This window comes from Streptococcus lactarius (assembly GCF_016642265.1).
Classification (GTDB): Bacteria; Bacillota; Bacilli; order Lactobacillales; family Streptococcaceae; genus Streptococcus; species Streptococcus lactarius.
In genome coordinates, this window is sequence record NZ_MRXX01000003.1 from 64542 (window position 1) to 89057 (window position 24516).

At 44.1% G+C, this 24516-nt stretch carries 22 protein-coding genes; 19 read left to right on the forward strand and 3 right to left on the reverse strand.

Annotated elements, in window-relative coordinates:
• Positions 1–57 precede the first annotated feature (57 nt).
• Complete coding sequence (locus BTU61_RS02495) at positions 58–2316, reverse strand: ATP-dependent Clp protease ATP-binding subunit (RefSeq protein ID WP_200772198.1); 2259 nt, start codon at positions 2314–2316, stop codon at positions 58–60.
• A gap of 251 nt (positions 2317–2567) precedes the next feature.
• On the opposite strand from BTU61_RS02495, the gene BTU61_RS02500 reads away from it, so the two are divergent.
• The 18 genes from BTU61_RS02500 to metG all read left to right on the forward strand — a co-directional run bounded on the left by BTU61_RS02500 (position 2568) and on the right by metG (position 21661).
• Positions 2568–2798, forward strand: a complete 231-nt coding sequence (locus BTU61_RS02500; RefSeq protein WP_187540835.1) for a DUF1797 family protein — start codon at positions 2568–2570, stop codon at positions 2796–2798.
• Positions 2799–2965: 167 nt separating this feature from the next.
• Complete coding sequence (locus tag BTU61_RS02505) at positions 2966–3817, forward strand: bifunctional methylenetetrahydrofolate dehydrogenase/methenyltetrahydrofolate cyclohydrolase (protein ID WP_200772199.1); 852 nt, start codon at positions 2966–2968, stop codon at positions 3815–3817.
• 16 nt (positions 3818–3833) lie between these two features.
• A complete protein-coding gene (locus BTU61_RS02510; protein ID WP_200772200.1) occupies positions 3834–4607 on the forward strand; it encodes an HAD hydrolase family protein in 774 nt (257 codons plus the stop codon).
• 52 nt (positions 4608–4659) lie between these two features.
• The gene (locus BTU61_RS02515; RefSeq protein ID WP_200772201.1) at positions 4660–5508 is read left to right on the forward strand and encodes an NAD(P)H-hydrate dehydratase; all 849 of its coding nucleotides are present in this window, start codon (positions 4660–4662) and stop codon (positions 5506–5508) included.
• 264 nt (positions 5509–5772) lie between these two features.
• The gene (gene xseA, locus BTU61_RS02520) at positions 5773–7113 is read left to right on the forward strand and encodes an exodeoxyribonuclease VII large subunit (RefSeq protein ID WP_200772202.1); all 1341 of its coding nucleotides are present in this window, start codon (positions 5773–5775) and stop codon (positions 7111–7113) included.
• Positions 7091–7303: an exodeoxyribonuclease VII small subunit gene (locus BTU61_RS02525; protein ID WP_200772203.1), complete on the forward strand. Its 213-nt coding sequence runs from the start codon at positions 7091–7093 to the stop codon at positions 7301–7303. The genes xseA and BTU61_RS02525 overlap by 23 nt, the downstream gene beginning before the upstream one ends.
• Positions 7300–8175 (forward strand): polyprenyl synthetase family protein, encoded by an 876-nt coding sequence (locus tag BTU61_RS02530; protein WP_200772204.1) that lies wholly within the window; start codon positions 7300–7302, stop codon positions 8173–8175. Before BTU61_RS02525 ends, BTU61_RS02530 begins: the two co-directional genes overlap by 4 nt.
• Positions 8168–8986, forward strand: coding sequence for a TlyA family RNA methyltransferase (locus tag BTU61_RS02535; RefSeq protein WP_200772205.1), 819 nt, complete (start codon positions 8168–8170; stop codon positions 8984–8986). Before BTU61_RS02530 ends, BTU61_RS02535 begins: the two co-directional genes overlap by 8 nt.
• Complete coding sequence (locus tag BTU61_RS02540; protein ID WP_200772206.1) at positions 8976–9410, forward strand: arginine repressor; 435 nt, start codon at positions 8976–8978, stop codon at positions 9408–9410. The genes BTU61_RS02535 and BTU61_RS02540 overlap by 11 nt, the downstream gene beginning before the upstream one ends.
• 6 nt (positions 9411–9416) lie before the next feature.
• A complete protein-coding gene (recN, locus tag BTU61_RS02545; RefSeq protein WP_200772207.1) occupies positions 9417–11075 on the forward strand; it encodes a DNA repair protein RecN in 1659 nt (552 codons plus the stop codon).
• A 22-nt stretch (positions 11076–11097) separates the two neighbouring features.
• Positions 11098–11826 carry a metallophosphoesterase gene (locus BTU61_RS02550; RefSeq protein WP_200772208.1) on the forward strand — a complete coding sequence of 243 codons (729 nt, stop codon included), beginning with the start codon at positions 11098–11100 and terminating at the stop codon, positions 11824–11826.
• An 87-nt stretch (positions 11827–11913) separates the two neighbouring features.
• Positions 11914–12747 (forward strand): DegV family protein, encoded by an 834-nt coding sequence (locus BTU61_RS02555; RefSeq protein ID WP_200772209.1) that lies wholly within the window; start codon positions 11914–11916, stop codon positions 12745–12747.
• Positions 12748–12858: 111 nt separating this feature from the next.
• Complete coding sequence (locus BTU61_RS02560; RefSeq protein WP_187540846.1) at positions 12859–13134, forward strand: HU family DNA-binding protein; 276 nt, start codon at positions 12859–12861, stop codon at positions 13132–13134.
• 429 nt (positions 13135–13563) lie between these two features.
• Positions 13564–14010, forward strand: a complete 447-nt coding sequence (locus BTU61_RS02565) for a Fur family transcriptional regulator (protein WP_200772210.1) — start codon at positions 13564–13566, stop codon at positions 14008–14010.
• Between the two features lie 143 nt (positions 14011–14153).
• Positions 14154–14846, forward strand: a complete 693-nt coding sequence (locus BTU61_RS02570) for a phosphoglycerate mutase (RefSeq protein WP_187540851.1) — start codon at positions 14154–14156, stop codon at positions 14844–14846.
• Positions 14847–15005: 159 nt separating this feature from the next.
• On the forward strand, positions 15006–16214 hold the full coding sequence (locus BTU61_RS02575; RefSeq protein WP_200772211.1) for an exonuclease SbcCD subunit D: 1209 nt from the start codon (positions 15006–15008) through the stop codon (positions 16212–16214).
• Positions 16211–19390 carry an AAA family ATPase gene (locus BTU61_RS02580; RefSeq protein WP_200772212.1) on the forward strand — a complete coding sequence of 1060 codons (3180 nt, stop codon included), beginning with the start codon at positions 16211–16213 and terminating at the stop codon, positions 19388–19390. Before BTU61_RS02575 ends, BTU61_RS02580 begins: the two co-directional genes overlap by 4 nt.
• A 279-nt stretch (positions 19391–19669) precedes the next feature.
• A complete protein-coding gene (gene metG / locus BTU61_RS02585) occupies positions 19670–21661 on the forward strand; it encodes a methionine--tRNA ligase (protein ID WP_200772213.1) in 1992 nt (663 codons plus the stop codon).
• A 514-nt stretch (positions 21662–22175) separates the two neighbouring features.
• On the opposite strand, the gene BTU61_RS02590 is transcribed toward metG, so the two are convergent.
• Positions 22176–22382: a helix-turn-helix domain-containing protein gene (locus BTU61_RS02590; protein ID WP_003006064.1), complete on the reverse strand. Its 207-nt coding sequence runs from the start codon at positions 22380–22382 to the stop codon at positions 22176–22178.
• 10 nt (positions 22383–22392) lie between these two features.
• Positions 22393–22914 carry a DUF2975 domain-containing protein gene (locus tag BTU61_RS02595; RefSeq protein WP_200772214.1) on the reverse strand — a complete coding sequence of 174 codons (522 nt, stop codon included), beginning with the start codon at positions 22912–22914 and terminating at the stop codon, positions 22393–22395.
• 253 nt (positions 22915–23167) lie between these two features.
• Here BTU61_RS02595 and BTU61_RS02600 point away from each other — a divergent pair, with 253 nt between their 5' ends.
• Entirely contained in the window at positions 23168–24430 is a 1263-nt protein-coding gene (locus BTU61_RS02600) for a DUF6287 domain-containing protein (RefSeq protein ID WP_200772215.1), read from the forward strand.
• The last annotated feature ends 86 nt before the right edge of the window (positions 24431–24516 follow it).

A 24516-nucleotide genomic window follows, 5' to 3' on the forward strand; every position in this document is an offset into this window, starting at 1 on the left:
TCGACAATCCAAAGACAAGAAGAGGCTAGGACTTTTGTCCCAGCCTCCTTTTCCTGATTAGGATTCTGATGCTTTTTCGGTCGTTTTATGAACGGCTTTGATACTGATATGCCCATTGCTGGTCATAACGGCCTTTAGTTGTTTTTCATTTGGATTTTCAAGGTAGTAGTCGGTAATCGCATCTTCGATATAGTCTTGAATGGTACGACGGAGTGGGCGTGCACCCATTTTTGGATCGTATCCAAGGTCAACCAGTTTTTCCTTGACCTTCTCTGTCACGTCCAGATGAATCTCGTTTTGCGCGAGACGATGATTGACTTCGTCTAACATAAGGGTAACAATTTGAAGAAGGTTTTCTTTTGATAGAGCTTGGAACTCAATGATGCCATCAAAACGGTTCATAAATTCAGGGCTAAAGAAGTTACCGAGTTCTCCAAGCACAGAGTTGGTGCGCCCTTCGCGCGCTGCTCCGAAGCCGACATTTGCCTCTGTCTTTCCTGTGCCAGCATTGGAGGTCATAATGATAATGGTATCTTTAAAGCTGACAGTGCGACCTTGACCATCTGTCAAACGGCCGTCATCCAAGACTTGGAGGAACATGTGCATGACATCTGGATGGGCTTTTTCGATTTCATCTAACAAAACGAGAGAGTAGGGGTTTCGCCGCACTTTCTCAGTCAATTGTCCAGCTTCATCGTAGCCAACGTATCCTGGAGGAGCACCGACGAGTTTGGCAACGCTGTGTTTTTCCATGTATTCACTCATATCAAAACGAATCATGCTGTCCGCAGAACCAAAGAGTTCGATAGCTAGTTGCTTCGAAAGCTCGGTCTTTCCGACGCCTGTCGGACCAACAAAGAGGAAACTACCAATTGGACGATTAGGAGACCCTAGACCGACACGGTTCCGACGGATCGCCTTGGCAATCTTATCCACTGCATCATCTTGTCCAATAACATGAGACTTGAGATCCTCTGCTAGGTGGATGAGTTGTGATTGTTCTTTTTCTTTCAAATCGCCAACTGGAATATTGGTTTTTTGCTCAATGATATGCTCAATCGTCTTTTCGCTAATAATAGGAGTGTCTTGATCCGTTACCTTAGTCTTTTGCATTTCCTTATACTTAGCAATCTGGTCACGGAAGTAGGCTGCTTTTTCAAAATCTTCGTCGCGAGTTGCTTGCGCTTTGAGATTTTCAGCTTCAATCAAGCGTTGATCAATGACCTTAGGGTCTACAAAGGTCAAAGTTAAGTTCATCTTAGAGCCAGCTTCGTCTAGCAAGTCAATAGCCTTGTCTGGTAGGAAGCGGTCTTGAATATAACGGTTGGAAAGAGTAGCCGCAGCTTCGATGGCTCCGTCAGTATAGTGAACGTGGTGATAATCTTCGTATCTTTTTTGGATCCCTTTAAGAATGGTAATGGTTTCCTCTACCGTTGGCTCATCGACCTTAACAGGCTGCATCCGACGTTCCAGGGCAGCATCCTTTTCAATGATCCGGTACTCATTAAGAGTAGTAGCCCCAACTAGTTGCAATTCACCACGAGCGAGGGCAGGTTTGAGGATATTTCCGGCATCCATATTGCCATCACCGGCAGAACCAGCTCCGACAATCTCATGGATTTCATCAATGAAGAGAATGACGTCTTGACGTTGACGAATTTCTTCCATCAATTTTTGCATGCGTTCTTCAAACTGGCCTCGGATCCCTGTACCTTGGACAAGGCTGACAACATCTAATCGAATGACTTCTTTTCCTTGCAGTTTATCAGGGACATCTCCATCCACAATTTTTTGGGCTAATCCTTCAACAACGGCTGTTTTACCAACACCCGGTTCTCCAATGAGGACGGGATTGTTCTTGGTTCTGCGGTTAAGAATTTCAATGACACGAATGATTTCTTCGTCGCGCCCAATGACTGGATCGACATTGCCGTTACGCGCAATCTCTGTGACATTGATACCGAATTCCTCTAAAAGACCTTTTGGTTTTTGAGGGCGTACTTGTCGTGGATCTGGAGCACTTTCCCGATGGTTGTTTTGACCGTAGCCACCATTTCCATAGCCTCCTCCAGATTGGGTCGGAGGTGTAGGTGGTTCTTGAGGGCCCTGGAAGTTTCCAAGGTTATTGAAAAAATCTTCGAAGGGATCTCCAGTGAGTTGGCTCCGTTGGGTCATTCCTTTCAAGAAGCTGTTATTTGGGTCTGTTTTCATAATTTTATAGCAATTTTGACAGAGGTCCACTTGCTGCTGGCGACCATTTACATTGGTGTATAAATGGATAGTGGATTCATTTATTTTACAATTTTGACAAAGCATAAACATACCTCACAATAGGTTTTCGATGGCTTTGAGCCAAGATCATCGCACTATTTTGATAATGGTCAAAAATAGTCAAAGTTTTTCTAGTTTTATTATATCAGTATTCTAAAAGTTTGCAAGAATTTGCTACGGAATGTCAAGAATTGGGGGTGGAGACCGGAAATCAAGGGAAAAATGTGAATTTTTATTGGAAGAGCTTTCTCTTTTGTGATAAAATAGGAGAGTAGAAAGTAAAGAGGAGAAATAAAATGGAATCACATTTAGTACGGATTATCAACCGTTTGGAAACAATGACCAAAGATGGTGGAAACCTAAAGCGTAATTTTGAACGTGATGGTGTTGTTGTTGCTGAAGTAGCATACAACCACAACGAGGAAGAAGGTTCAACCTTTACTCTTCGCGATGTAGAAGCACGTGAAACCTATACATTTGATAGCATTGATTTGATTGCAATCGAAATTTACGAATTGCTTTATTAATACAGTACAGTGGATGAGTTTGGGGTGGTCTCAAGCTCATTTTTTGTCCATCTAGCTATAGTTTTCGTCTATAGGAAATTCTAAGTAGGAACAGTTAGGTTTGAGAGCGGAAATCTGCTATAATGGGAAAGAATTATTTTCATTAAATAACTAGAAAGAGAATGGATATGGCGATACTGATTGATGGAAAGGCATTGGCTGCAAAACTACAGGGAGAGTTGGCTGAAAAAACAGCGCGACTAACAGAAGAGACCGGAGTTGTACCTGGCCTCGTGGTGATCATAGTAGGAGAGAATCCTGCTAGCCAGGTTTATGTCCGTAATAAAGAACGTTCTGCTATCGCTGCAGGCTTTCGCAGTGAGGTCGTGCGACTCCCTGAGACGATTCAACAACATGAGTTATTAGAGTTGATCGAACAATACAATCAAGACCCTCTGTGGCATGGGATTTTGGTGCAATTGCCCCTTCCCAAGCATATCGATGATGAGGCAGTCCTATTGGCGATTGATCCTGCTAAAGACGTGGATGGCTTTCATCCCTTAAATATGGGACGCTTATGGGCTGGTAATCCTGTCATGGTCCCTTCGACTCCGGCTGGGATCATGGAGATGTTTAAAGCATATGGGATAGAGTTAGAAGGCAAGCGAGCAGTTGTAATTGGCCGCTCCAATATTGTTGGAAAACCAATGGCTCAATTGCTTTTGGCCAAGAATGCGACGGTTACCTTGACCCATTCGAGGACCCATCATCTAGCCAAAATTGCGAAGACAGCGGATATCCTGGTGGTTGCGATCGGTCGTGCAAAATTTGTAACAGCGGACTTCGTAAAAGAAGGCGCAGTGGTCATTGACGTCGGGATGAATCGTGATGAGGATGGCAAATTGTGTGGGGATGTCGATTTTGACGCAGTTTCCCCGATAGCTAGTCACCTTACTCCAGTACCTGGAGGGGTTGGTCCTATGACCATTACCATGCTGATGGAGCAAACCTACGAAGCAGCTGTTCGTAGCGTAAAATAATGAAAGTGTGAGCAAGATGAAGTTTGTTTTTGATTTAGATGGAACCCTGTCGTTCGATGGTGTCACAATCGATGATGAAATCAAACAGGTCTTAGTAAGAGCAGAAGAATTTGGCCATGAAGTTGCCTTTGCTTCTGCGCGTTCCTATCGGGATTGCTTAGGGCTTTTAGGTGATGAGTTGTGCCAAAAGCTTGTGATTGGCTTAAATGGCGGTGTTGCCTATCATCAAGGCCAATTGGTTCATGCGGACTACTTGGACAAGGATGTGTACCGGCAAGTCCTTGGCTTTTGTCGCCATTACAATCTGCCGTTTTTCGTGGATGATACCTTTGATTATAGCGGACAGATTTTAGAAAAAATTCCCTTCTATACGGGTGTCGATCCTCTCAATAAAGCCCAGTATCGTTCTTTAGGAGAGCTGACAGATCCGATCAAAGTCGTGATCTATATGGGGGGTCATGAGGAATTGGTGGATGAGATTGTTGAGCGAATCGAAAAGACAAACAAGGCCCACATTCGCTATCACGCGCATGAAAAATGTATCTACCTCAATCCGGCAGATACCCATAAAGCTTCAACGGTAGAAGAGTTATGCGGTGAGAACTTTGTAGCTTTTGGTAATGATCAAAACGATATTGAATTCTTTGAAAAAGCTCTTTATGCGGTTCAAATTGGTGATTTTCCGGCTCTTTCTCCCTATGCAGATGATCAATTAATAGCCAAACAAAATCAACCACAAGCTGTGGCTGCTAAGATCTTGCAAGTCTTCGCAGAATTTAGAGGAAAATAAAAGAAGGAGGGGGAGTCGTGGCTTCTCCTTTTTCGCTAGAAATGAGGAAGGTATGAGAACAGTTCAGAAAGACGAGATTCAGCGGGTTATTATCAAGCGAGAGGCCAAGTCATATAAGGGCGATTTTGGTCGCCTGTTCCTGATCGGAGGAACCTATCCCTATGGGGGAGCCATCATTATGGCGGCACTCGCTGCGGTTCATAGTGGTGCAGGTCTGGTCACTGTTGCAACAGATCCTGACAATCTGACGGCTCTTCACAGCCATCTTCCTGAAGCCATGGGCTTTGATCTGGCAGATCAGGATCTTCTTCGAGAGCAGATTCAAAAAGCCAGTGTCATTCTTGTCGGTCCGGGCTTAAAGGAATCGCATGAAAACCTAGCAGTCTTGCAAATGATTTTTGAGCAAGTCTCTAGCCAGCAAGTCTTGATCTTAGATGGGGGGGCTATTAGTCTTTTCTCAAGCTCTCAGTTTGACTTGCCAGAAGCTCAGCTGGTTTTTACCCCTCATCAAAAAGAGTGGGAAAAACTGTCAGGGCTTGATCTCACAAGTCAGACGGAAGAGAGAAGCCAAAGAGCAGTACAGCACTTTCCTAAAGGAACAGTCGTTGTAGAAAAAGGGCCCCACACACGCATTTGGACAAGTGGGACAGAAGAGGGCTATCAGCTAGATGTTGGTGGTCCCTATCAAGCAACAGGTGGCATGGGCGATACCTTGGCAGGCATGATTGCAGGCTTTGCAGGTCAATTTCCACAGGTCAGTCTCTATGAGCGCGTGGTGGTCGCGACCTACCTTCATTCAGCGATTGCTGAAGACTTGAGCAAGGAGGCTTATGTGGTTCTACCGACAAGCATCAGCAAAGAAATCCCAAGATGGATGAAGAAGTGGAGTGACTTTTGCTGACGAAAGAGTTTAGGAGTAAAGGTACTAGCTGGATAAAAGTAAGGCTCACTCAAAACAGCAACCATTAGTTACAAAGTCGGATGGATACCCTTGTGCTGATCCCTTGTAAAAACTTTCAGTTTCAAATCAATACGATCAGACCTAGCTTGAATAAAATGTGGCTTGTAGAGAAAGGAAATTCATGATTTCGCTTTGTCTACCAGCCTTTTTTGAATGATTTTTGGTATAATTAAACTTGATCATATGCTACAGAAAGGAGTTCACATGTCCAACTATTTATCCGTATCAAGTTTGACCAAATATTTGAAATTAAAATTTGATAAGGATCCCTATTTGGAGCGGGTCTATCTGACGGGTCAGGTTTCAAACTTCCGAAAGCGTCCCAACCACCAGTATTTTTCCCTAAAGGATGAAAAAGCGGTGATTCAGGCGACTGTCTGGGCTGGGGTGTATCGCAGTTTTGGTTTTGAGCTGGAAGAAGGGATGAAGATCAACGTCATTGGCCGTATTCAGCTTTATGAACCAGGTGGCAGTTATTCCATTGTCATCGAAAAGGCGGAACCAGATGGGGTAGGGGCCTTAGCTATCCAATTTGAGCAACTCAAGAAAAAGCTGACGGAAGAAGGGCTCTTTCAGGAACGGTGGAAACAGTCTTTGCCGCAATTTCCAAGAAAGATTGGGGTGGTCACCAGTCAAAGTGGGGCTGTGATTCGTGACATTATCACAACGGTGAGCCGTCGTTTTCCAGGTGTGGGCATTGTGCTCTACCCGACAAAGGTTCAAGGAGAAGGTGCCGCCAGTGAGGTAGTTGCCAATATTCAAAGGGCCAACCAACGGGAGGATTTGGATGTCTTGATTATTGGTCGTGGGGGTGGCTCGATTGAAGACCTCTGGGCTTTTAATGAAGAAGCGGTGGTACGAGCGATCTTTGAATCACGGATTCCGATTATCTCCAGTGTTGGGCATGAGACAGATACGACTCTAGCCGATTTTGTAGCAGACCGACGAGCTGCTACTCCGACAGCAGCTGCTGAATTGGCCACTCCAGTGACCAAATTAGACCTGCTGTCCCATTTACAAAAGCAGGAAAACCGCATGGCAACGGCCATGTCCAATCGCTTGGCCTATAACCGTGAACGGTTGGCCAAATTGAGCCAATCCGTTATTTTTAGGCAACCCGAAAGACTCTATGATGGCTACTTGCAAAAGATTGACCAGTTGCAATTGCGATTGAAACAAGGGATGCGTGATACTTATGGAAAAGGGACAACGCAGCTTCAAGGTCTGCGTCATCGTTTAGAAGCAACGGCTCCCCTGCATCGTATCGAGCGCTATCAGGATCGTGTCCTCCAAGATAAGCGCATCTTAACCAACCGAATGGAACAAATCTTAAAAGAGCAAAAAGTAAAGGTACAAAGCTTATCTGAGGCTCTCTTGATGCTAGATACCAGCCGGATTATTGCGCGTGGCTATGCCATGGTCAAGCAAGACGATCGAGTATTGGATTCGGTGGCGAAAGTAAAAGAAGGAGACCCGCTGTCCCTCATCATGAGAGATGGTCAGTTAGAAGTAGAGGTAAAACATGTCGAAAGAAAAAAAGTTTGAAGAAAATCTAGCAGATTTGGAAGCCATTGTCCAAAAATTGGAAAGTGGTGATGTGGCTCTAGAAGAGGCCCTTACAGAATTTCAAAAAGGAATGAAGTTGTCAAAAGCATTGCAAGATACCTTAGATCAAGCAGAGAAAACTTTGGTCAAGGTCATGCAAGCAGACGGCACTGAAGCAGATCTAGCATGAGACAAGAAGAAAAACGAAACAGAGTAGAAGAAGCCATTCGCTCTTTTTATGAGGAAAAAACGGTCGCTCCCCATTTAGTGGACTCAGTCCTTTATTCGATCCAGGCCGGTGGCAAACGCCTGCGCCCCTTGCTTCTTCTTGAATTGTTAGAAGCTTTTGGTCAGGATTTGACGGATGCCCATTTTCAAGTGGCAGGAGCTTTGGAGATGGTTCATACTGGCAGCCTCATTCATGATGATCTGCCTGCTATGGACGATGATGATTACCGCCGGGGCCAATTGACCAATCATAAAAAGTTTGGAGAAGACTTGGCGATTTTAGCGGGAGATGCGCTTTTTCTCGATCCTTTTGGGATGATTGCAACAAGTCAGCTTCCAGATACGGTTAAAGTAGCATTAATCCTTGAATTGTCAGATGCTTCAGGGAGTCGTGGAATGGTCGCTGGCCAAGTCCTGGATATGGAAGGGGAGCACAAACAGCTCACCTTAGAGGAATTACAGACCATCCATGCAAATAAGACAGGACGACTCCTCGCCTATCCATTTATTGCAGCGGGGTCTATTTTAGAACTAGAAGCAGACATTCGTCAGCTTTTGAAACAGCTCGGGCAAAAATTAGGTCTCGCCTTTCAAGTGCGGGACGATATCTTGGATTTGGTGGCTGATTTTGAAGCTCTGGGCAAGACCCCTCAAAAGGACTTAGTGGCTGAAAAATCAACCTATCCAGCCCTCTTGGGATTGGAAGCATCAAAAGCATTGCTTGAAAGAGAATTGGATGCTTGCGGGGATTTGTTGGATCAGTTAGTCGCTATCTGCGCCTTTCATCCGCAAGCAATCAAGAAATTAATAGAAGGATTACGTATACATGGCTAAGGAAAGAGTGGATGTATTAGCCTACAAACAGGGCCTGTTTGACACCCGTGAACAAGCCAAAAGAGGGGTCATGGCTGGCCTTGTCGTTGCCGTTATCAATGGGGAGCGCTTCGATAAACCGGGTGAAAAAATTGATGAAGCGACCGAGTTGAAATTAAAGGGTGAAAAGCTCAAGTATGTCAGCCGGGGCGGCCTCAAATTAGAAAAAGCCTTGAACCAATTTGGCTTAACTGTAGAGGACAAGATTGCCATTGATATTGGAGCTTCTACGGGTGGCTTTACAGATGTCATGCTGCAAAATGGAGCCAGCCAGGTCTTTTCGGTGGATGTAGGGACCAATCAGTTGGCTTGGAAATTGCGCAATGATCCTCGGGTAGTCTCGATGGAACAGTTCAATTTCCGCTATGCCCAGCCAGATGATTTTGAAGCGACACCGAGCTTTGCGAGTATCGATGTCAGCTTTATTTCCTTGGACTTGATTTTGCCAGCTCTTCACCGGATTTTGGCGGATCATGGGCAAGTGGTGGCCCTAGTCAAACCTCAGTTTGAAGCAGGACGTGAGCAGATCGGCAAGCACGGTATCGTAAAGGATCCCAAGGTCCATCTGGCAGTCCTTGAAAAAGTAGCCACTTTTGCTGGGGAACATGGTTTTTCTGTGATGGGAATGGACTATTCTCCTATTCAAGGAGGCCATGGCAATATTGAATTTTTAATGTATTTAGAAAAGAAAGAAGAAAAAAGAATGCCGACTACTGAAGAGCTTCAAGCTGTGGTAGATCAGGCACATGGAGAATTTAAACATGAAGAGTAAGAATATCCGATTGGAAAAAATTCGTCGCTTCATTCGCGATCATGAAGTAGGGACGCAAGAAGAAATCGTAGAACATTTGAAAGAAGAAGGCATTTCAGCAACTCAGGCGACGGTGTCACGTGATATCAAGGAATTAGGAATTGTCAAACGCCCTTTGAAAGACATGACCTATGTTTATGAATTGCCCCGCAAGCACCATCAAGGGATTGGGATGATTGAAAGCAATATCTTGTCGCACCGTCGAATGGGAGAATTTGTGAATTTGACCATGGTGCCAGGAACAGCCCCCTTGGTCAAACGTCGCTTGCGAGATATCTATAAAAACCATATCTTTAGCATTGTTGCTGATGATGACACCATTTTAATCCTAGCCCATTCCGCCCCAGAAGCAGAGAATATTATTAGATCGATCTTTGGGTGGTAAGAGCCAATGCTATTAGAAATTTCGATTAAGAACTTCGCCATTATCGAAGAGATTTCTCTCAATTTTGAAAAGGGAATGACGGTACTGACGGGGGAAACGGGTGCCGGGAAATCCATCATTATCGATGCTATGAACATGATGCTGGGGAGCCGTGCAACGATGGATGTCATTCGCCACGGAGCGCCAAAAGCCGAGATCGAAGGCCTCTTCAGCGTGGAGAGCAACCGCCACTTGACGGCTATTTTTGAAGAGCAAGGGTTAGAGTGGACTGATGAGTTGATCATTCGCCGTGAGATCTTGCAAAATGGCCGTAGTGTCAGTCGAATCAATGGTCAGATGGTGAATTTGTCTGTCTTAAAGGCAGTAGGGCAACATTTGGTGGATATCCATGGCCAGCATGATCAGGAAGAACTTATGCGGCCCCAATTGCATATCGCCATGCTGGATGAATTTGGAGACGCAGCCTTTTTCCAAACCAAAGCCGCTTACCGTCAGACCTTTGAAGACTACAAACGTCTGCGCAAACAAGTAGTGGAACTCCAGCGAAACCAGCAGGAAAATAAGGCTCGGATTGAAATGCTTGAGTTTCAAATTGCTGAGATTGAAGCAGTTGCCTTGGAAGTGGATGAGGATGTGCGTCTGGAGCAAGAACGCCAACGCCTGCTCAATCACAAAATGATTGCCGATACCCTCACCAATGCCTATACCATGCTAGATGCAGAAGATTTCTCTAGCCTCACCAATGTTCGATCAGCCATGAACGATCTGGAAAGTATCGAAGAATATGATCCAATCTACAAAGAGCTCTCAGGCCAGTTGGCGGAAACCTTTTATGCCCTTGAGGACATTACCAAGCGCCTCGAAGATGTGGTTGATGGTCTGGAGTTTGATGGCAATCGCCTCATGCAGGTGGAATCGCGTTTGGATTTGATCCACTCGATCACGCGCAAGTATGGCGGCCAAGTCAAGGACGTCTTAGAATACCTGGCGCAAATCACTAAAGAATATAGCCTCCTCACTGGAAGTGACCTCTCGTCTGAGGACTTGGAAAAAGAACTCAAACGTTTGGAAAAGAGTTTGGTTACCTTGGCTCAGGATTTGAGTGATCAGCGGCATGCATTGGCCCAAGCTTTGGAAAATGAAATCCAACAAGAATTAGCAGACCTCTATATGGACAAGGCTCGTTTCCAAGTGCGCTTTAGCAAGGCTAAGTTCAATCGGGAGGGCAATGAAGCGGTCGAGTTTTATATTTCAACCAACCCAGGTGAGGACTTTAAACCCCTTGTCAAGGTAGCGTCTGGTGGGGAATTATCTCGCTTGATGTTGGCTATTAAGTCTGCTTTTTCTCGAAAAGAAGGAAAAACCAGTATTGTCTTTGATGAGGTGGATACAGGTGTCTCTGGGCGCGTGGCCCAAGCCATTGCAGCGAAAATTCACAAAATCGGCCAGAATGGGCAGGTGCTTGCTATTTCTCACCTACCTCAAGTCATTGCAGCAGCAGATTATCAATTCTATATTGAAAAAATTAGTGATGCCCACTCAACTGTATCGACTGTGCGCCTCTTAAATCAGGAAGAACGCATTGAAGAAATTGCCAAGATGCTGGCAGGTGAGGATCTCACAGAAGCTGCTCGCCAACAGGCAGCCCAACTTCTGAAACGGTAAGAGAGAAAGAAGGATTAAAACGATGTCAGAATACTTTGTAGTCGGAGATATTCACGGAAAAGCCCACATGCTTGAAGAGCTTATGACAGAGTGGGATGGAGAGGCTCAATTAGTTTTTCTAGGGGATTTGATCGACCGTGGTGAAGATAGTAGAAGGTCCATCGAGATTGTAAAAGACTACGTAGACCACCACGGGGCTATTTGTCTTTCTGGAAACCACGAGTACATGTTTTTAGCTTGGCTGGACAATCCAGAAGAACGCTATGATCATTACCGAAGAAATGGTGGGGATACGACCATCAATTCACTATTAGGTCGACCACTTGATACTCCTGTGGATGGGATTGCGGATGCCCAAGCAGTTGAGCATGCTGCTCCTGACTTGGTGGCCTTCATTCGTAGTTTACCTTTTGACTATGAGACAGAGACCTATTACTTTGTCCATGCTGGGGTGGATCTAACCCTTGAAAATTGGAGAGAAACAACGGACTACCAAAAGGTCTGGATCCGAAAACCATTCCATGAGGCTAAAAACCATACAGGGAAATGGATCGTTTTTGGACATACTCCGGTCTATGGCCTACTCAAGGAACCGATCGGAACAGAAAAGCTTTGGATATCCGACCAAAAAATGGGGGTCGATGGGGGAGCTGTCTATGGTGGTGTTCTCCATGGTTTGGTCTTGGATGATCAAGGCATCGTCCAAGACCATGTCCTTCACAATACAGGCTTTTCTGCAGCTGACGACTAAGAGCAGAGTTTAAGAGCCTTCCATGCAAAAGCCGCTGTTTTTTGGTATAATGGAGGCAGAACATTCTTAGGAAGAGTATAGAATTATATGGCAAATATTAAAATAGTGACAGACTCGTCCGTTACGGTTGAGCCTGAAGTGGTTGAAGCATATGGGATTACCATTGTGCCACTTTCAGTGATGGTGGATGGAGTCCTTTATTCAGATAGTGAGTTAGGAGAAGGTGATTTTCTACGCTTGATGCAGTCTAGCAAAAATCTACCCAAGACAAGCCAACCACCGGTTGGAGTTTTTGCGGAGGTGTATGAAAAGTTAGCTGCAGATGGGGCCCATATCGTTTCGATTCACATGTCCCATATCTTGTCAGGAACAGTAGAAGCAGCCCGTCAAGGGGCGACTCTCTCCGGAGTGGATGTGACCGTGATTGACAGTAGCTTCACTGACCAAGCGATGAAGTTTCAAGTGGTTGAAGCAGCTAAATTGGCCAAAGAAGGAGCAGATCTAGAAACTGTCTTAGCCCGTATCGAAGAGGTCAAAGAAAAAACAGAATTGTTCATCGGGGTTTCCACTCTGGAAAATCTGGTCAAAGGTGGCCGGATTGGCCGTGTTTCAGGACTCCTGAGCTCTCTTCTCAATATCCGTGTGGTGATGGAGATGAAGGATGACAAGCTTGAGCCAATTGTTAAAGGACGTGGCAATAAAACCTTTAAAAAATGGTTGGATGAGTTGACAGAAAAACTGTCCCACAAGAAGGTAGCAGAAATTGGGATCTCGTATGCAGGGACACCAGATTGGGCCAATGAAATGAAGGCTCAGCTCCAATCTTTAGTGGAAAAATCCATTTCCGTACTAGAAACTGGATCCATTATTCAAACCCATACAGGTGAAAATGCCTTTGCCGTTTTGGTCCGATATGAATAAGGTCTAATAAAAGTTTGAAAAAATGGGTTTTGTACTTGACCTAAAGGTATTTTTTAGATATTATAGTACTGTTAAGGCGTAAAGCCTAAAAAAAATTGGAGGATTTGTTAAATGGCTAACAAACAAGATTTGATCGCAAAAGTGGCAGAAGCTACAGAATTGACTAAGAAAGACTCAGCAGCAGCAGTTGACGCTGTATTTGCAGCAGTTTCATCTTACCTTGCAAAAGGTGAAAAAGTTCAATTGATCGGTTTTGGTAACTTTGAAGTTCGTGAACGTGCAGCTCGTAAAGGTCGCAACCCACAAACTGGTAAAGAAATCAAAATCGCAGCTTCTAAAGTTCCAGCATTCAAAGCTGGTAAAGCTCTTAAAGAAGCAGTTAAATAATTGCATTTTGAAAAGTCATCCTAGTTTTCTAGGATGCTTTTTTGTTGGACAGACTTTGGTTCTCAGCGTATAATAAGAAATACGAAAGAGAGGATCCGCTATGCGCTTGATTGTAGGATTAGTAGCCATCTTATTTCTTCGCCCTATTTTGTATCTCCTAAAAGGCCTGTGGTGGGTGCTGGAGTTTTGTTTTATGATCCTTGTGGTCAAGATCATTCTCGGTAGCGTGCGTTGGATGACCAGCTGGATTGGCTGAGAGTGAGATGGAATTGATATGTTTAGCTATTTGCTCACTGCCAACAATTTCGAACCACGAAGATTTAGCGATAGACCTTAAAAAAAATCATTCTAATTAGAGAATTTAGCTTGAAACATGTTATAATAAGGTGATCGGTTGATCCAAATAAACTTTGGAAAGGGGGAAACATAGTGAACGCATTGCATCGTAAGGAAGAAGAATGTGTAGAAGAAATCTTGCAGAGTCTGCGTACCAAGGGCATTCGGATAACGGATACCCGTAGAGCTGTTCTAGCCTATCTAGTGGCGAGTCATGAACATCCAAGTGCTGAGAAGATTTATCGCGATTTGTTGCCTCAATTTCCGGGTATGAGTTTGGCTACCGTATATAACAACATCAAAGTTTTGATAGACGAGGGGGTTGTTTCTGAGATCAAGGTTCGAAACGATACCACGACCTATTTCGATTTCATGGGCCATGAACATTTGAATGTTGTCTGTGAAAAATGTGGCCGCATTGCCGATGTTGAAATCGATGTGCCTGATCTTCGTGAAGAAGCCGCCAGTCAGAGTGGCTATTTGATCACCAAGACCCAGATGACGGTCTATGGCATTTGCCCCGACTGTCAGAAACATTAAAGTGAGAGAAACCAGAGCCGTCAGGCTCTTTTTTGTGACAAATTGCACTTTTCCAACGTCGGGACTAGCTTTTTCATGTGAAATCTAGTAAAATAGAATAGAAAAACGGGGACAACCTCGAAGAATAAAAGGAGATCCATCAAATGGTAAAATTGGTTTTTGCTCGCCACGGTGAGTCTGAATGGAACAAAGCTAACCTTTTCACTGGTTGGGCTGATGTTGATTTGTCTGAAAAAGGTACACAACAAGCGATCGACGCTGGTAAATTGATCAAAGAAGCTGGTATCGAATTTGACCAAGCATACACTTCAGTATTGAAACGTGCGATCAAAACAACAAACCTTGCGCTTGAAGCATCTGACCAACTTTGGGTTCCAGTTGAAAAATCATGGCGTTTGAACGAACGTCACTACGGTGGTTTGACTGGTAAAAACAAAGCAGAAGCTGCTGAACAATTTGGTGATGAACAAGTTCACATCTGGCGTCGTTCATACGATGTATTGCCTCCTGCTATGGCACATGATGACGAACATTCAGCACACACAGACCGTCGTTACGCTTCACTTGATGACTCAGTCATTCCAGATGCTGAAAACTTGAAAGTTACCTTGGAACGCGCTCTTCCATTCTGGGAAGATAAAATCGCTCCAGCTCTTAAAGACGGTAAAAACGTATTCGTAGGAGCACACGGTAACTCAATCCGTGCCCTTGTAAAACATATCAAAGGCTTGTCAGACGATGAAATCATGGGTGTAGAAATCCCTAACTTCCCACCATTGGTATTCGAATTTGACGAAAAATTGAACGTTGTGAAAGAATACTATCTTGGAAAGTAAGTTCAAAGTGAGTCTATAGACTTAAGATTAAGTGTTTTATTGTCAACTACAGTGGTTGATGATAAGCTGATATTGAGAGAGGACCAGTTTGGTTCTCTCTTTTTAATTTAAGAGTTGTTTTCCTGTAAAATAGGAATATGACTGAACTAGGAGACTGTAATGAAGTTTTTACATACGTCAGATTGGCATGTGGGTCGAACCCTCAATGGCTGGTCTTTATTAGAAGAGCAGGAGTGGGCTTTTCAACAAATTGTGGATTTGGCTATTAGCGAAAAAGTGGATGGAGTCATCATTGCTGGGGACCTCTATGACCGTGCGGTGCCCCCTGTGGATGCGATTAAACTTTTTAATAAAACCTTGGCCCGCTTGGTCTTGGAAGAGCAGATTCCAGTCTATGCTATCAGTGGTAATCACGACGGGGCTGAACGTTTGCATTTTGGGCGTGACTTCTTTCAACCTCAGGGCCTTCATTTAAGCACTCGTTTGGAGGAGGCTTTTGAGCCACTTGAGTTGGGGGATTGCCAGATTTTCCTGCTTCCCTTCATCGACCCTATTGATGCCCGTATTTACTATAAGGACGACAAGGATAAGGAAATTCAGAAGATTGGTGATGCCTTGACCTACATTATAAAGGATATGGAAAAAGCTTTTGATCCTAAAAAAGCCCATATTTTGGTGACGCATTTCGCGGTTTCTAAGAAGGATGATAGGGATGGTCAAAATCTACGGGAATTGATGTTGTCTGAAACTAGCAATACGGTAGGTGGTCTTACCAATGTGACCAGTGACCTTTTCAAAGCTTTCGATTATGTGGCCTTAGGGCATATCCATACGCGCTTTGCCAGTCCTACCAAGCGCGTGCAATATTCAGGCAGTCCAATCGCCTTTAATGTCAAGGAAGCCAAGCGTAAGGAAGAAAAGGGTGTCTACATTCTGGATTTGGATGCGTCTGGTGATTTGTCTCAGACCTTCCATCCTCTAGAGGTCAGACGGCCGATTGTGGTCTTACAGAAGCCTTTTGAAACCTTGATGTCACCTGAATTTTATAAGGAGCAACCTTGTCAAAAAGCCTGGTTTGCCTTTGATATTCAACTGTCCAGTCGTAAGGAATTAGAGGGCATCAATGTGCGTGCCCGTCTGGAAGAAATTTATGGGACAGACATTGTAGAAATTACTTTCAGTCGTCTAGGTGATGTTAGGGAAGAAAACTTGACTGTTAATCATCACTTAAAAGATTTGGAAATGCAGTCACCTCAGGAAATCGTATTTGATTTTTACCAGACAGTGACTGGGGGCGATGTCTTGTCTGAGAGACAGACTGCCCTTGTGGAAAGTATTTTTGAGGAGATTGAGAGGAGTCGACAATGAGACCAGTTCAGTTAGAATTGACCAATTTTGGACCTTATCGTAAGGAAGTCATCAATTTCACTCAGTTTGACCATGCTCCCCTCTTTTTGATTGGTGGGGACACGGGGGCTGGTAAGAGTACCCTCTTTGATGCCATGACAGTAGCTTTGTTTGCTACGACCAGTGGTGATCGTAATGTCGAAGAGATGCGGTCAACCTTTGCTGGTTCAGAGGATGATTTGACCAAGGTGACTTTCTATTTCCAACAAGGCAACCATCTTTATCGCATCGAGCGTATTCTCCAGCAAGAGAAGACCAAGCGAGGCGGTGGTACGACCATGCAAAAAGCGACGGCTTCTCTAGTCATTGTGGATAAGATTGGAGGTCAAGAAATTGAAAAACTTGGGGATAAAATCAAGGAAGTTGGTGAACAGATTGAGCAGATTTTAGGACTCAATGCCGAGCAGTTCAAACAGATTATCCTCCTACCTCAAAATGATTTTAGTCGTTTCTTGAAAGAAGATTCCAAGACTAAGACTCAAATTTTAAAGAAAATCTTTGGAACGGGTATTTTTGACCGTTTTCAAAAGAGCTTGGAAGACCGTCTTCGTCAGAGCAATAAGGATATGGATAAGCGCCAGGCTCAGCTAGATGGTCATTTTGCCAGTCAGATTTGGTCTGGGGAAGAATTGGCCGTCTTGGCCCAAACGCCAGTCTCTGAAAAATTGGCACGTCTTGAAGAGTTTCTGTCTCAACGTCAAGAAAATCTTGAAGAGCAGAAAAGCATCTTGAAGGATGCCCATGAGGATTTGGCCAAACTGCATAAGAGCTTGCAAACTGCGCAAGATGTGGCAAAGATATTCCAAGAATTGGAGCAAGCTAAGGAGCGTTACCGTCAGGAAATCGAAGAGGGGGCTCAGGAACAGGCAGAGGCAAAAGCGCATCTGGAAGAATTACAGTTCGCTCAAGGTCTACAGGGAACCATTCGGACCTTGAAGCAATATCAGAAACAGTTGAATCAATTAGAGCAGGATTTTGAAATTGCTCAAGAAGCATTAAGTGAAAAGCAGCAGGCGTTTGAGGACGTTAAGTCTAAAAAAGAGAAACTTGCTGCTCAATTTGAGGACGTTAAGTCTAAAAAAGAGAAACTGGGAGCGTGGAAAGAGGATATTATCTATGCCCATAGTCTTGCCCAAGAACAGGAGAAAATCAAACGTTCAAGTATTAACTACAAGCAGTTGGAAGAAACCTATCAGCAGGCTAGGAAAGAGATTGAGATGCTTAACAAGTCCTTGTCAGACTTGGAGGCTAATCGTCTTAGTTTAGAGAGTTTGCATGAGGCCGAAAAACTCCTCCAGATTGTGGACTACAGTGTGGAGAATCAACTGGCTCAGGACCTGAAAGAAATAGAGGACTTGAATCAGGAGTTGACGGAGACTGAAAAACGTCACCAAGCCCGGTCTTTGGAGATTACCAAAGCCCAAGAAAGCCTCAGAAAACTGGAAGAGGAGTTAAGAACGACTTTGGCTTCCCGCCGTCAATTCATGATTGCCCAACTGCAAGCAGAGTTAGAGGAGGGGCAGCCTTGTGTGGTTTGTGGTGCTCTGGAACACCCTAATGTTGGTGGAGCACAGGCTGATGAAGTGGCCTTGAAAAATCTCATGAATCAGGTGGAGGAGCTTCAAACTCAAAAAGAAAAGCAAGCCGCTACTTTGTCAAATCGTCAGGCTACCTTGAGCGAGGTCGAATCTAAACGTCAGGATTTGCTTGACCAAGTGGCAAAAGCTAAGCTAGCATTGGAACAGCATTACCAAGAACTGAAGGGGCAAGTTGCAGGACAGTTTGATTTTGATTTTTCAGAAGACTATGAAACTGACCGTGGGCAAGCCCTACTCCTGAAGGTTAAGAAGTATTATCAAGAGTTACAAAAACGTTATGATAAGGAAGAGACAGATTATGTCCGATATCAAGAAAAGATAGGTAAAGCTCAAGAAAAAGCGACAGATTTGGCTAAAACCTATCAAAAGGCCAAGGTAGTGCTTGACCAAGCTAAAGAGCGCCTAGAGGACTTGCAGGAAGCTCACCCAGAGCTTGAGTCTGTTGAGGTATATCAAGAACGGATTTCCCTTGCTCATCAGGAGCTAGACATCTATGAGAAACAGGTTAAGGAAAATGGTGAAGCCTACAACCAACTTCATGCTGACATTCAAGGCATCAAGGGGCGGCTTGAGAGTATAACTAAGTCTAAAGATAAGGCAGAACAAGACGTTAAGCAATTATCTGCTGAATTAGAGCGAAGTCTCAAGGCCGAAGGGGCCCTCACCAATGACTTAGAGCAGGTCGAACTCTGGCTTGATGAAGTAGATAATCAAGATATTCCTAAGCTTCAGGCTCAATTAACGACCTATGCAACGCTCAAACAAGAATTACAGACCCAGATTTGTAGGGGGCAAGAACTTCTCCAAAATCAAGAACAACCAGATCTCGATAGTCTAGCGCAAGCAGTAGAGACTTGTCAGGAAAGCTATAATCAGCAGCATGCTCAGGTTTTGGTAATAGAGAAGGGGCTTGAGGATGCGACGACTACCTACCAAGCGGCTAAGACCCTTCAAGACAGCAACCAGGAGGCCTTTAAGGCTCATCAAGAGCTCAGTGATTTGGTCAAGGTGGTTAAGGGAGAAAATACAGCTCTAACTGGGCGACTCAATCTTGAAGTCTATGTTATCCGTCAGTATTTCCAACAAATCTTGGATTATGCCAATGCCAACTACATCGGTCTCTTAACGGATAATCGCTATTCCTTTGTCTTGAGTGAAGAAGGACGTAAAGCGAGTGATCACTTTGGTTTAGACATCAACGTCTATGACCAGTTGACAGGTAACGAGCGTTCCGTCAAATCCTTGTCTGGTGGTGAAACCTTTATCGCCGCACTGGCTATTGCCCTATCCCTTTCAGAGGTGGTGCAAAATACCAGCAAGGGTGCTGTTGTCGAAGCTCTCTTCATCGACGAAGGCTTTGGCTCACTGGATAAGGAAGCCCTGACCAAGGCCATCGCTGTTCTGGAACAAATCGGTGAAAACCGAATGGTCGGTGTCATCAGCCACGTGGATGACATGAAAGAAGGCATCGCCCAACAACTCGCTATCATCAAGTCGCATGATGGCAGTAGCCAAATTAAGGTTATAAAGAAAAATTAGAATCAATTGTATAAAGTTTAATTATGAGTTGGTAATATACAAGTATATTGGCTAATTTTAGTGATGAACTGAGTTAGAAGTTTGATCGATTAAATATTGTTCATGCCCTATTATTATTAATGATATGCAAAATGTTAATGTAAAAAAGCTGACTTCGGTCAGCTTTTTTGTTTATCTTGTCTAGTCCCCTAGCTGGTTTTGGGTTTTCAGCGCTCCCTAAAAGTGTTATAATAAAGTGTTACTAAATTGGGTTCCATTAGCCCTGAAAGGAAAAGAAACATGACAAAATCATTCTACATCACAACCCCTATCTATTACCCATCTGGTAAATTGCACATTGGTTCAGCATACACAACGATCGCCTGTGACGTCTTGGCGCGTTACAAACGTATGATGAACTACGATGTGTTCTACCTGACTGGTCTTGATGAGCACGGTCAAAAGATCCAGCAAAAAGCAGAAGAAGCTGGGATCACGCCACAAGCTTATGTAGATGGGATGGCCGTTGGAGTGAAAGAACTCTGGCAATTACTCGATATCTCATATGATAAATTCATCCGTACGACAGACGATTACCATGAAAAAGTGGTGGCCCAGATCTTTGAACGCTTGCTTGCGCAAGACGACATCTATCTGGGTGAGTACTCTGGCTGGTACTCAGTCTCTGATGAAGAGTTCTTCACAGAAAGCCAATTGGCTGAGGTCTACCGTGATGAGAATGGCAAGGTTATCGGTGGTGTAGCCCCATCAGGCCACGAAGTAGAATGGGTTTCTGAAGAATCTTATTTCCTTCGTCTCAGCAAATACCAAGACCGCTTGGTCGAATTTTTCAAATCTCAACCGGATTTCATCACGCCAGATGGCCGTCTCAATGAAATGTTGAAAAACTTTATCGAACCCGGTTTGGAAGATTTAGCGGTATCTCGGACTACCTTTACCTGGGGAGTCCCAGTTCCATCCAATCCTAGACACGTTGTCTACGTTTGGTTTGATGCCCTTCTTAACTATGTGACAGCTCTTGGTTATGGCCAAGAAGATCATGAAAACTTTGACAAATTCTGGAACGGAACCGTCTTCCACATGGTCGGAAAAGACATCCTTCGTTTCCACTCCATCTACTGGCCAATCCTTCTCATGATGCTCGACATCAAATTGCCAGAACGTTTGATTGGTCATGGTTGGTTTGTCATGAAAGACGGTAAGATGTCTAAGTCTAAAGGAAATGTCATCTACCCAGAAATGTTGGTGGAACGCTTCGGCTTGGATCCACTTCGATACTACCTCATGCGCAGTTTGCCGGTTGGTTCAGATGGTACCTTTACACCAGAAGACTACGTGGCTCGCATCAACTATGAATTGGCCAATGACCTTGGAAACCTCCTCAACCGGACGGTAGCCATGATCAACAAGTACTTTGGTGGTCAAGTTCCAGCTTATGTCGAAAACGTGACTGCATTTGATGCAGATTTGGCTAAGGTAGTCGAAGAAAACATCGCTGAATACCACAAGCAAATGAACGCGGTGGATTACCCACGCGCTTTGGAAGCTGTATGGAATATTATCTCTCGTACCAACAAGTACATCGATGAGACAGCTCCATGGGTCCTTGCTAAAGAAGATGGTGATAAGGAACAATTGGCAGCGGTCATGGCTCACTTGGCAGCAAGCCTTCGTGTCGTAGCTCACCTCATCCAACCATTCATGATGAATACCTCAAACGCCATCATGGAACAACTTGGTTTGGGCTTGAACTTCGATCTTGAAAACTTGACCCTAGCAGGCTTCCCTGAAAATATTACAGTGGTGGCCAAAGGAACTCCTATCTTCCCACGTCTGGATATGGATGAAGAAATTGCCTACATCCAATCGCAAATGACTGCTGGTAAACCACAAGAAAAAGAATGGATTCCAGAAGAAGTGGAACTCAAATCTGAAAAAGACGAGATCAAGTTTGAAGACTTTGACAAGGTTGAAATCCGTGTAGCAGAAGTCAAAGAAGTGGAACGCGTCGAAGGATCAGATAAATTGCTTCGCTTCCGCCTAGATGCAGGAGATGGCGAAGACCGCCAAATCCTTTCTGGTATCGCGAAATTCTATCCAAATGAACAAGAATTGGTCGGCAAGAAACTCCAAATCGTGGCTAATCTCAAACCACGTAAGATGATGAAGAAATATGTCAGCCAAGGCATGATTCTTTCCGCAGAATACGGAGATCAATTAACAGTCTTAACGGTTGATCCATCTGTACCAAATGGAAGCATCATTGGGTAAACGATAGACAAAGAAAAAGTCATCTAAAAAACTTTCCTTAGGTGAGTACGGATGTCAGCGAACTTCGAAGAAGTTCCATGACTTAGTTTTGGAACTAAGGTTCCAAAACTCCCGAGTGCTAGAAACAAAAGTGTTTCTAGCACTTTTCTCACGGCGGAAAGTTTCAGTAGATGATTGAATAATTCTAACGAATGATTTTTTTATTTTTATAGAATTTATTTGATGTGTAAGGAAGAACAGATTGTCTACACTCTCAAGCACTCCCGCGGGAGTGCTTTTCTTGTATCGATATAGTTCCCATCATTAGGTTTTACAAAGATGATAGATGAGTTCTATTCGTAATAAATGTTAATGGAGACTTCCACAGTGAGAAAAGAGTCTGAAACATTTTCGTTTCAGACTCTCGGAAGATTTGAGACAGTAGGCTCAAATCTTAGGTATGGAATCCCAGAGGGATTCGCTACCGTCCGTCCTCACCTAAGGCAAGTCTCCAATGACATTCTGAATATAGTACCTATTCATCTGGCCGGTATTCCAGGATATCTCCGGGCTGACAGTCCAGTTCTTTGCAGATGGCTTCAAGAGTGGTGAAGCGGATGGCTTTGGCCTTGCCGGTCTTGAGGATGGAAAGGTTGGCTGTGGTGATGCCGATTTTGTCAGCTAGCTCATTGGATTTCATCTTTCGCTTGGCCAGCATGACATCTAGATTGACGATAATCATGGCATCCTCCTTAAATAGTTAGCTCATTTTCTTCTGCGATCGCAATCCCTCTCTCTAAAATCTTGCCAAGCGCCCAGACAATTGGGACAGAGAGGAGAAGTCCCGTGTTAAAGGTCAATCGGAAGGTGAAGGGAAGAAGATGAGCATTGCCACTAGTTTCGATTGAGCCAGACAGAAAGGACAAGACCAAGAGGATCTTCCAAGCTCGGTTACAAAGATCAATGTTGGAGTGAGAAAAGATCTTTTCTTGGTAGAGATTTTGGAGGAAGCTACGAATGGTGATGAGAAGAAAAATATAGATAGCGCTTGAAGCTAGTGGAAAGAGCAACTGCCAGAGGGGCTGCGGAGTTTTTGGGAAGAGCTGGATGCCATTGACATCAAAGGACAAGCGACCTGATTGAACAAGCTCTTTTAAGAAGCCCATGCGTGTCAGTAGGTGGACGACCAGTGCAAGAACTGTTGTAATCCCGCAGAAGTAAATGAAGGCAGTAAGAACGTCAATAACGTTCTTTAAGGTTTTAGAGTTTTTCATGGCAAACCTCCTTGAAGTTTATTTATTTTTCACTTATAGTATACCTGTTTTTTTAAAATAGTCAAGAAAAAATATCGATAAACAATAAAAAAATAATGAAAAACAAAATATATTGTTTGAAAAACAATGAATTTTCCAAACATAAGAGAAAAATAGCTTGCTAGCTAAAAAAACACTACATGGAGGGGAATTTTACTATACTTTGGATTTAGGGTATACTAGTGTATAGATCGAATTCCATGGAGGTAGAAAAATGAATCTTAAATGGAAGAAAAAATACTTGATACCGATTCTGGGGCTTGCCGGAGCAGCTGTTCTGATTGGAGGAGTTTATCTCTACTCTAGCTCCAACATCCAACCAGATCATCAAAAGGAGTTTAATCAAACCACTAAAAAACCGACCAAGCAAAAAGAAAAAGCGATTGATTTGAGTGGTGAGTATGTTTCCAATGAGCGGGATACGGCTAAAATCGAAAAGAAGGACAAGTCTTGGAAGATTGACTACCAGACGGATGATGGGAAAGTCTCTGCGACCTTTAGCACGGATTGGAAGGTTGAAGGGGCCAATAAAATCTCGACAGGCAAGATGAAGAAGTCAGATGGCAACACTGATTTTACAGTCACGGTTCGTGTCTTCAAATACAAGACGGACAAGAAGCCCTTGATCACGGTGACCATGTCTGATAAAAATCCTGACCACGAGATGGTCTTTGCCAATCGAGAGGATTTTTTCAAATCGACGGATCCCAATGATGTCGTCCTTGATGGCAATCTCACGCCGTTTGAAGGGAGCTATTCCAATGACTCCTATGAAAAAGAAATCGCGGCTTCAGGCTTTAAGCTCTATGGTTTTACGCCGGATGAATATTACCAAAACAAGACCAGTGCCTTCCCTAGTATTGTAAATGGAGAGACAGGTTGGACTTTCTGGAGCGGAGGCACTCGGGCTAATTATCTTCTCAACAAAGACAAGGAACCGAAGAAGCGAAAGGGCTATTATGAAGTTTATTTCGTAGGGGCCAATGCGACGGCTATCCAAGGGCAAGAACAAACCCTGTACTTGATTCCTGCGGGTGTAACCGGTCCTGATGGAGTGGTTTCGCAAGAACGACGGATCTTCTTTGGTCAGGCGGCTTTCCGTGATTACCATCCAGAGTGGTGGAAAGCCTACCCACAACCGAAAAAAGAGAAAGACTTGGATATTGGAGCCATTAACGGTGGTGACTTCTCTAGCTTGGCCGGAACTTGGCGCAATGGCAAGGGAGCTGAAATCGTCATCCAAGCAGATGGAAAAGTCAAGGGTCAAGGAAGCCTTAAGGCTGTAGCAGACTCAGATAAGAAGAGCAAGATCCCTTATGTTGAGATGAAGATGGGTGAGACCGGTGCAGCGATCGGACTGCTGAAAATTGGCTTCCAAAATCCAGATGGAGACCAGTCTGACACCAGCAAGGCACGTCTTGTCATTACCCAATCAGCAGGCAACTATCCAGCCGATCAATATTTCTACCGTCAATAATAGACGATTGATAGTGAGTGATAGGTCTGGAACATAGTACAAAAAAGAGAGTGGGACAGAAATCGGTCATTCGTTAGAATTCGATT

Excerpts from the sequence above, each read along its gene's own strand:
- BTU61_RS02515 (WP_200772201.1), top strand. The coding sequence starts at position 4,660 with ATGAGAACAGTTCAGAAAGACGAGATTCAGCGGGTTATTATCAAGCGA.
- BTU61_RS02550 (WP_200772208.1), top strand. The coding sequence starts at position 11,098 with ATGTCAGAATACTTTGTAGTCGGAGATATTCACGGAAAAGCCCACATG.
- BTU61_RS02530 (WP_200772204.1), top strand. The coding sequence starts at position 7,300 with ATGAGACAAGAAGAAAAACGAAACAGAGTAGAAGAAGCCATTCGCTCT.
- metG (WP_200772213.1), top strand. The coding sequence starts at position 19,670 with ATGACAAAATCATTCTACATCACAACCCCTATCTATTACCCATCTGGT.
- BTU61_RS02495 (WP_200772198.1), bottom strand. The coding sequence starts at position 2,316 with ATGCTTTGTCAAAATTGTAAAATAAATGAATCCACTATCCATTTATAC.
- BTU61_RS02580 (WP_200772212.1), top strand. The coding sequence starts at position 16,211 with ATGAGACCAGTTCAGTTAGAATTGACCAATTTTGGACCTTATCGTAAG.
- BTU61_RS02510 (WP_200772200.1), top strand. The coding sequence starts at position 3,834 with ATGAAGTTTGTTTTTGATTTAGATGGAACCCTGTCGTTCGATGGTGTC.
- BTU61_RS02505 (WP_200772199.1), top strand. The coding sequence starts at position 2,966 with ATGGCGATACTGATTGATGGAAAGGCATTGGCTGCAAAACTACAGGGA.
- xseA (WP_200772202.1), top strand. The coding sequence starts at position 5,773 with ATGTCCAACTATTTATCCGTATCAAGTTTGACCAAATATTTGAAATTA.
- BTU61_RS02575 (WP_200772211.1), top strand. The coding sequence starts at position 15,006 with ATGAAGTTTTTACATACGTCAGATTGGCATGTGGGTCGAACCCTCAAT.
- BTU61_RS02525 (WP_200772203.1), top strand. The coding sequence starts at position 7,091 with ATGTCGAAAGAAAAAAAGTTTGAAGAAAATCTAGCAGATTTGGAAGCC.
- BTU61_RS02570 (WP_187540851.1), top strand. The coding sequence starts at position 14,154 with ATGGTAAAATTGGTTTTTGCTCGCCACGGTGAGTCTGAATGGAACAAA.
- BTU61_RS02555 (WP_200772209.1), top strand. The coding sequence starts at position 11,914 with ATGGCAAATATTAAAATAGTGACAGACTCGTCCGTTACGGTTGAGCCT.
- BTU61_RS02590 (WP_003006064.1), bottom strand. The coding sequence starts at position 22,382 with ATGATTATCGTCAATCTAGATGTCATGCTGGCCAAGCGAAAGATGAAA.
- BTU61_RS02600 (WP_200772215.1), top strand. The coding sequence starts at position 23,168 with ATGAATCTTAAATGGAAGAAAAAATACTTGATACCGATTCTGGGGCTT.
- BTU61_RS02540 (WP_200772206.1), top strand. The coding sequence starts at position 8,976 with ATGAAGAGTAAGAATATCCGATTGGAAAAAATTCGTCGCTTCATTCGC.
- BTU61_RS02500 (WP_187540835.1), top strand. The coding sequence starts at position 2,568 with ATGGAATCACATTTAGTACGGATTATCAACCGTTTGGAAACAATGACC.
- BTU61_RS02560 (WP_187540846.1), top strand. The coding sequence starts at position 12,859 with ATGGCTAACAAACAAGATTTGATCGCAAAAGTGGCAGAAGCTACAGAA.
- recN (WP_200772207.1), top strand. The coding sequence starts at position 9,417 with ATGCTATTAGAAATTTCGATTAAGAACTTCGCCATTATCGAAGAGATT.
- BTU61_RS02535 (WP_200772205.1), top strand. The coding sequence starts at position 8,168 with ATGGCTAAGGAAAGAGTGGATGTATTAGCCTACAAACAGGGCCTGTTT.
- BTU61_RS02595 (WP_200772214.1), bottom strand. The coding sequence starts at position 22,914 with ATGAAAAACTCTAAAACCTTAAAGAACGTTATTGACGTTCTTACTGCC.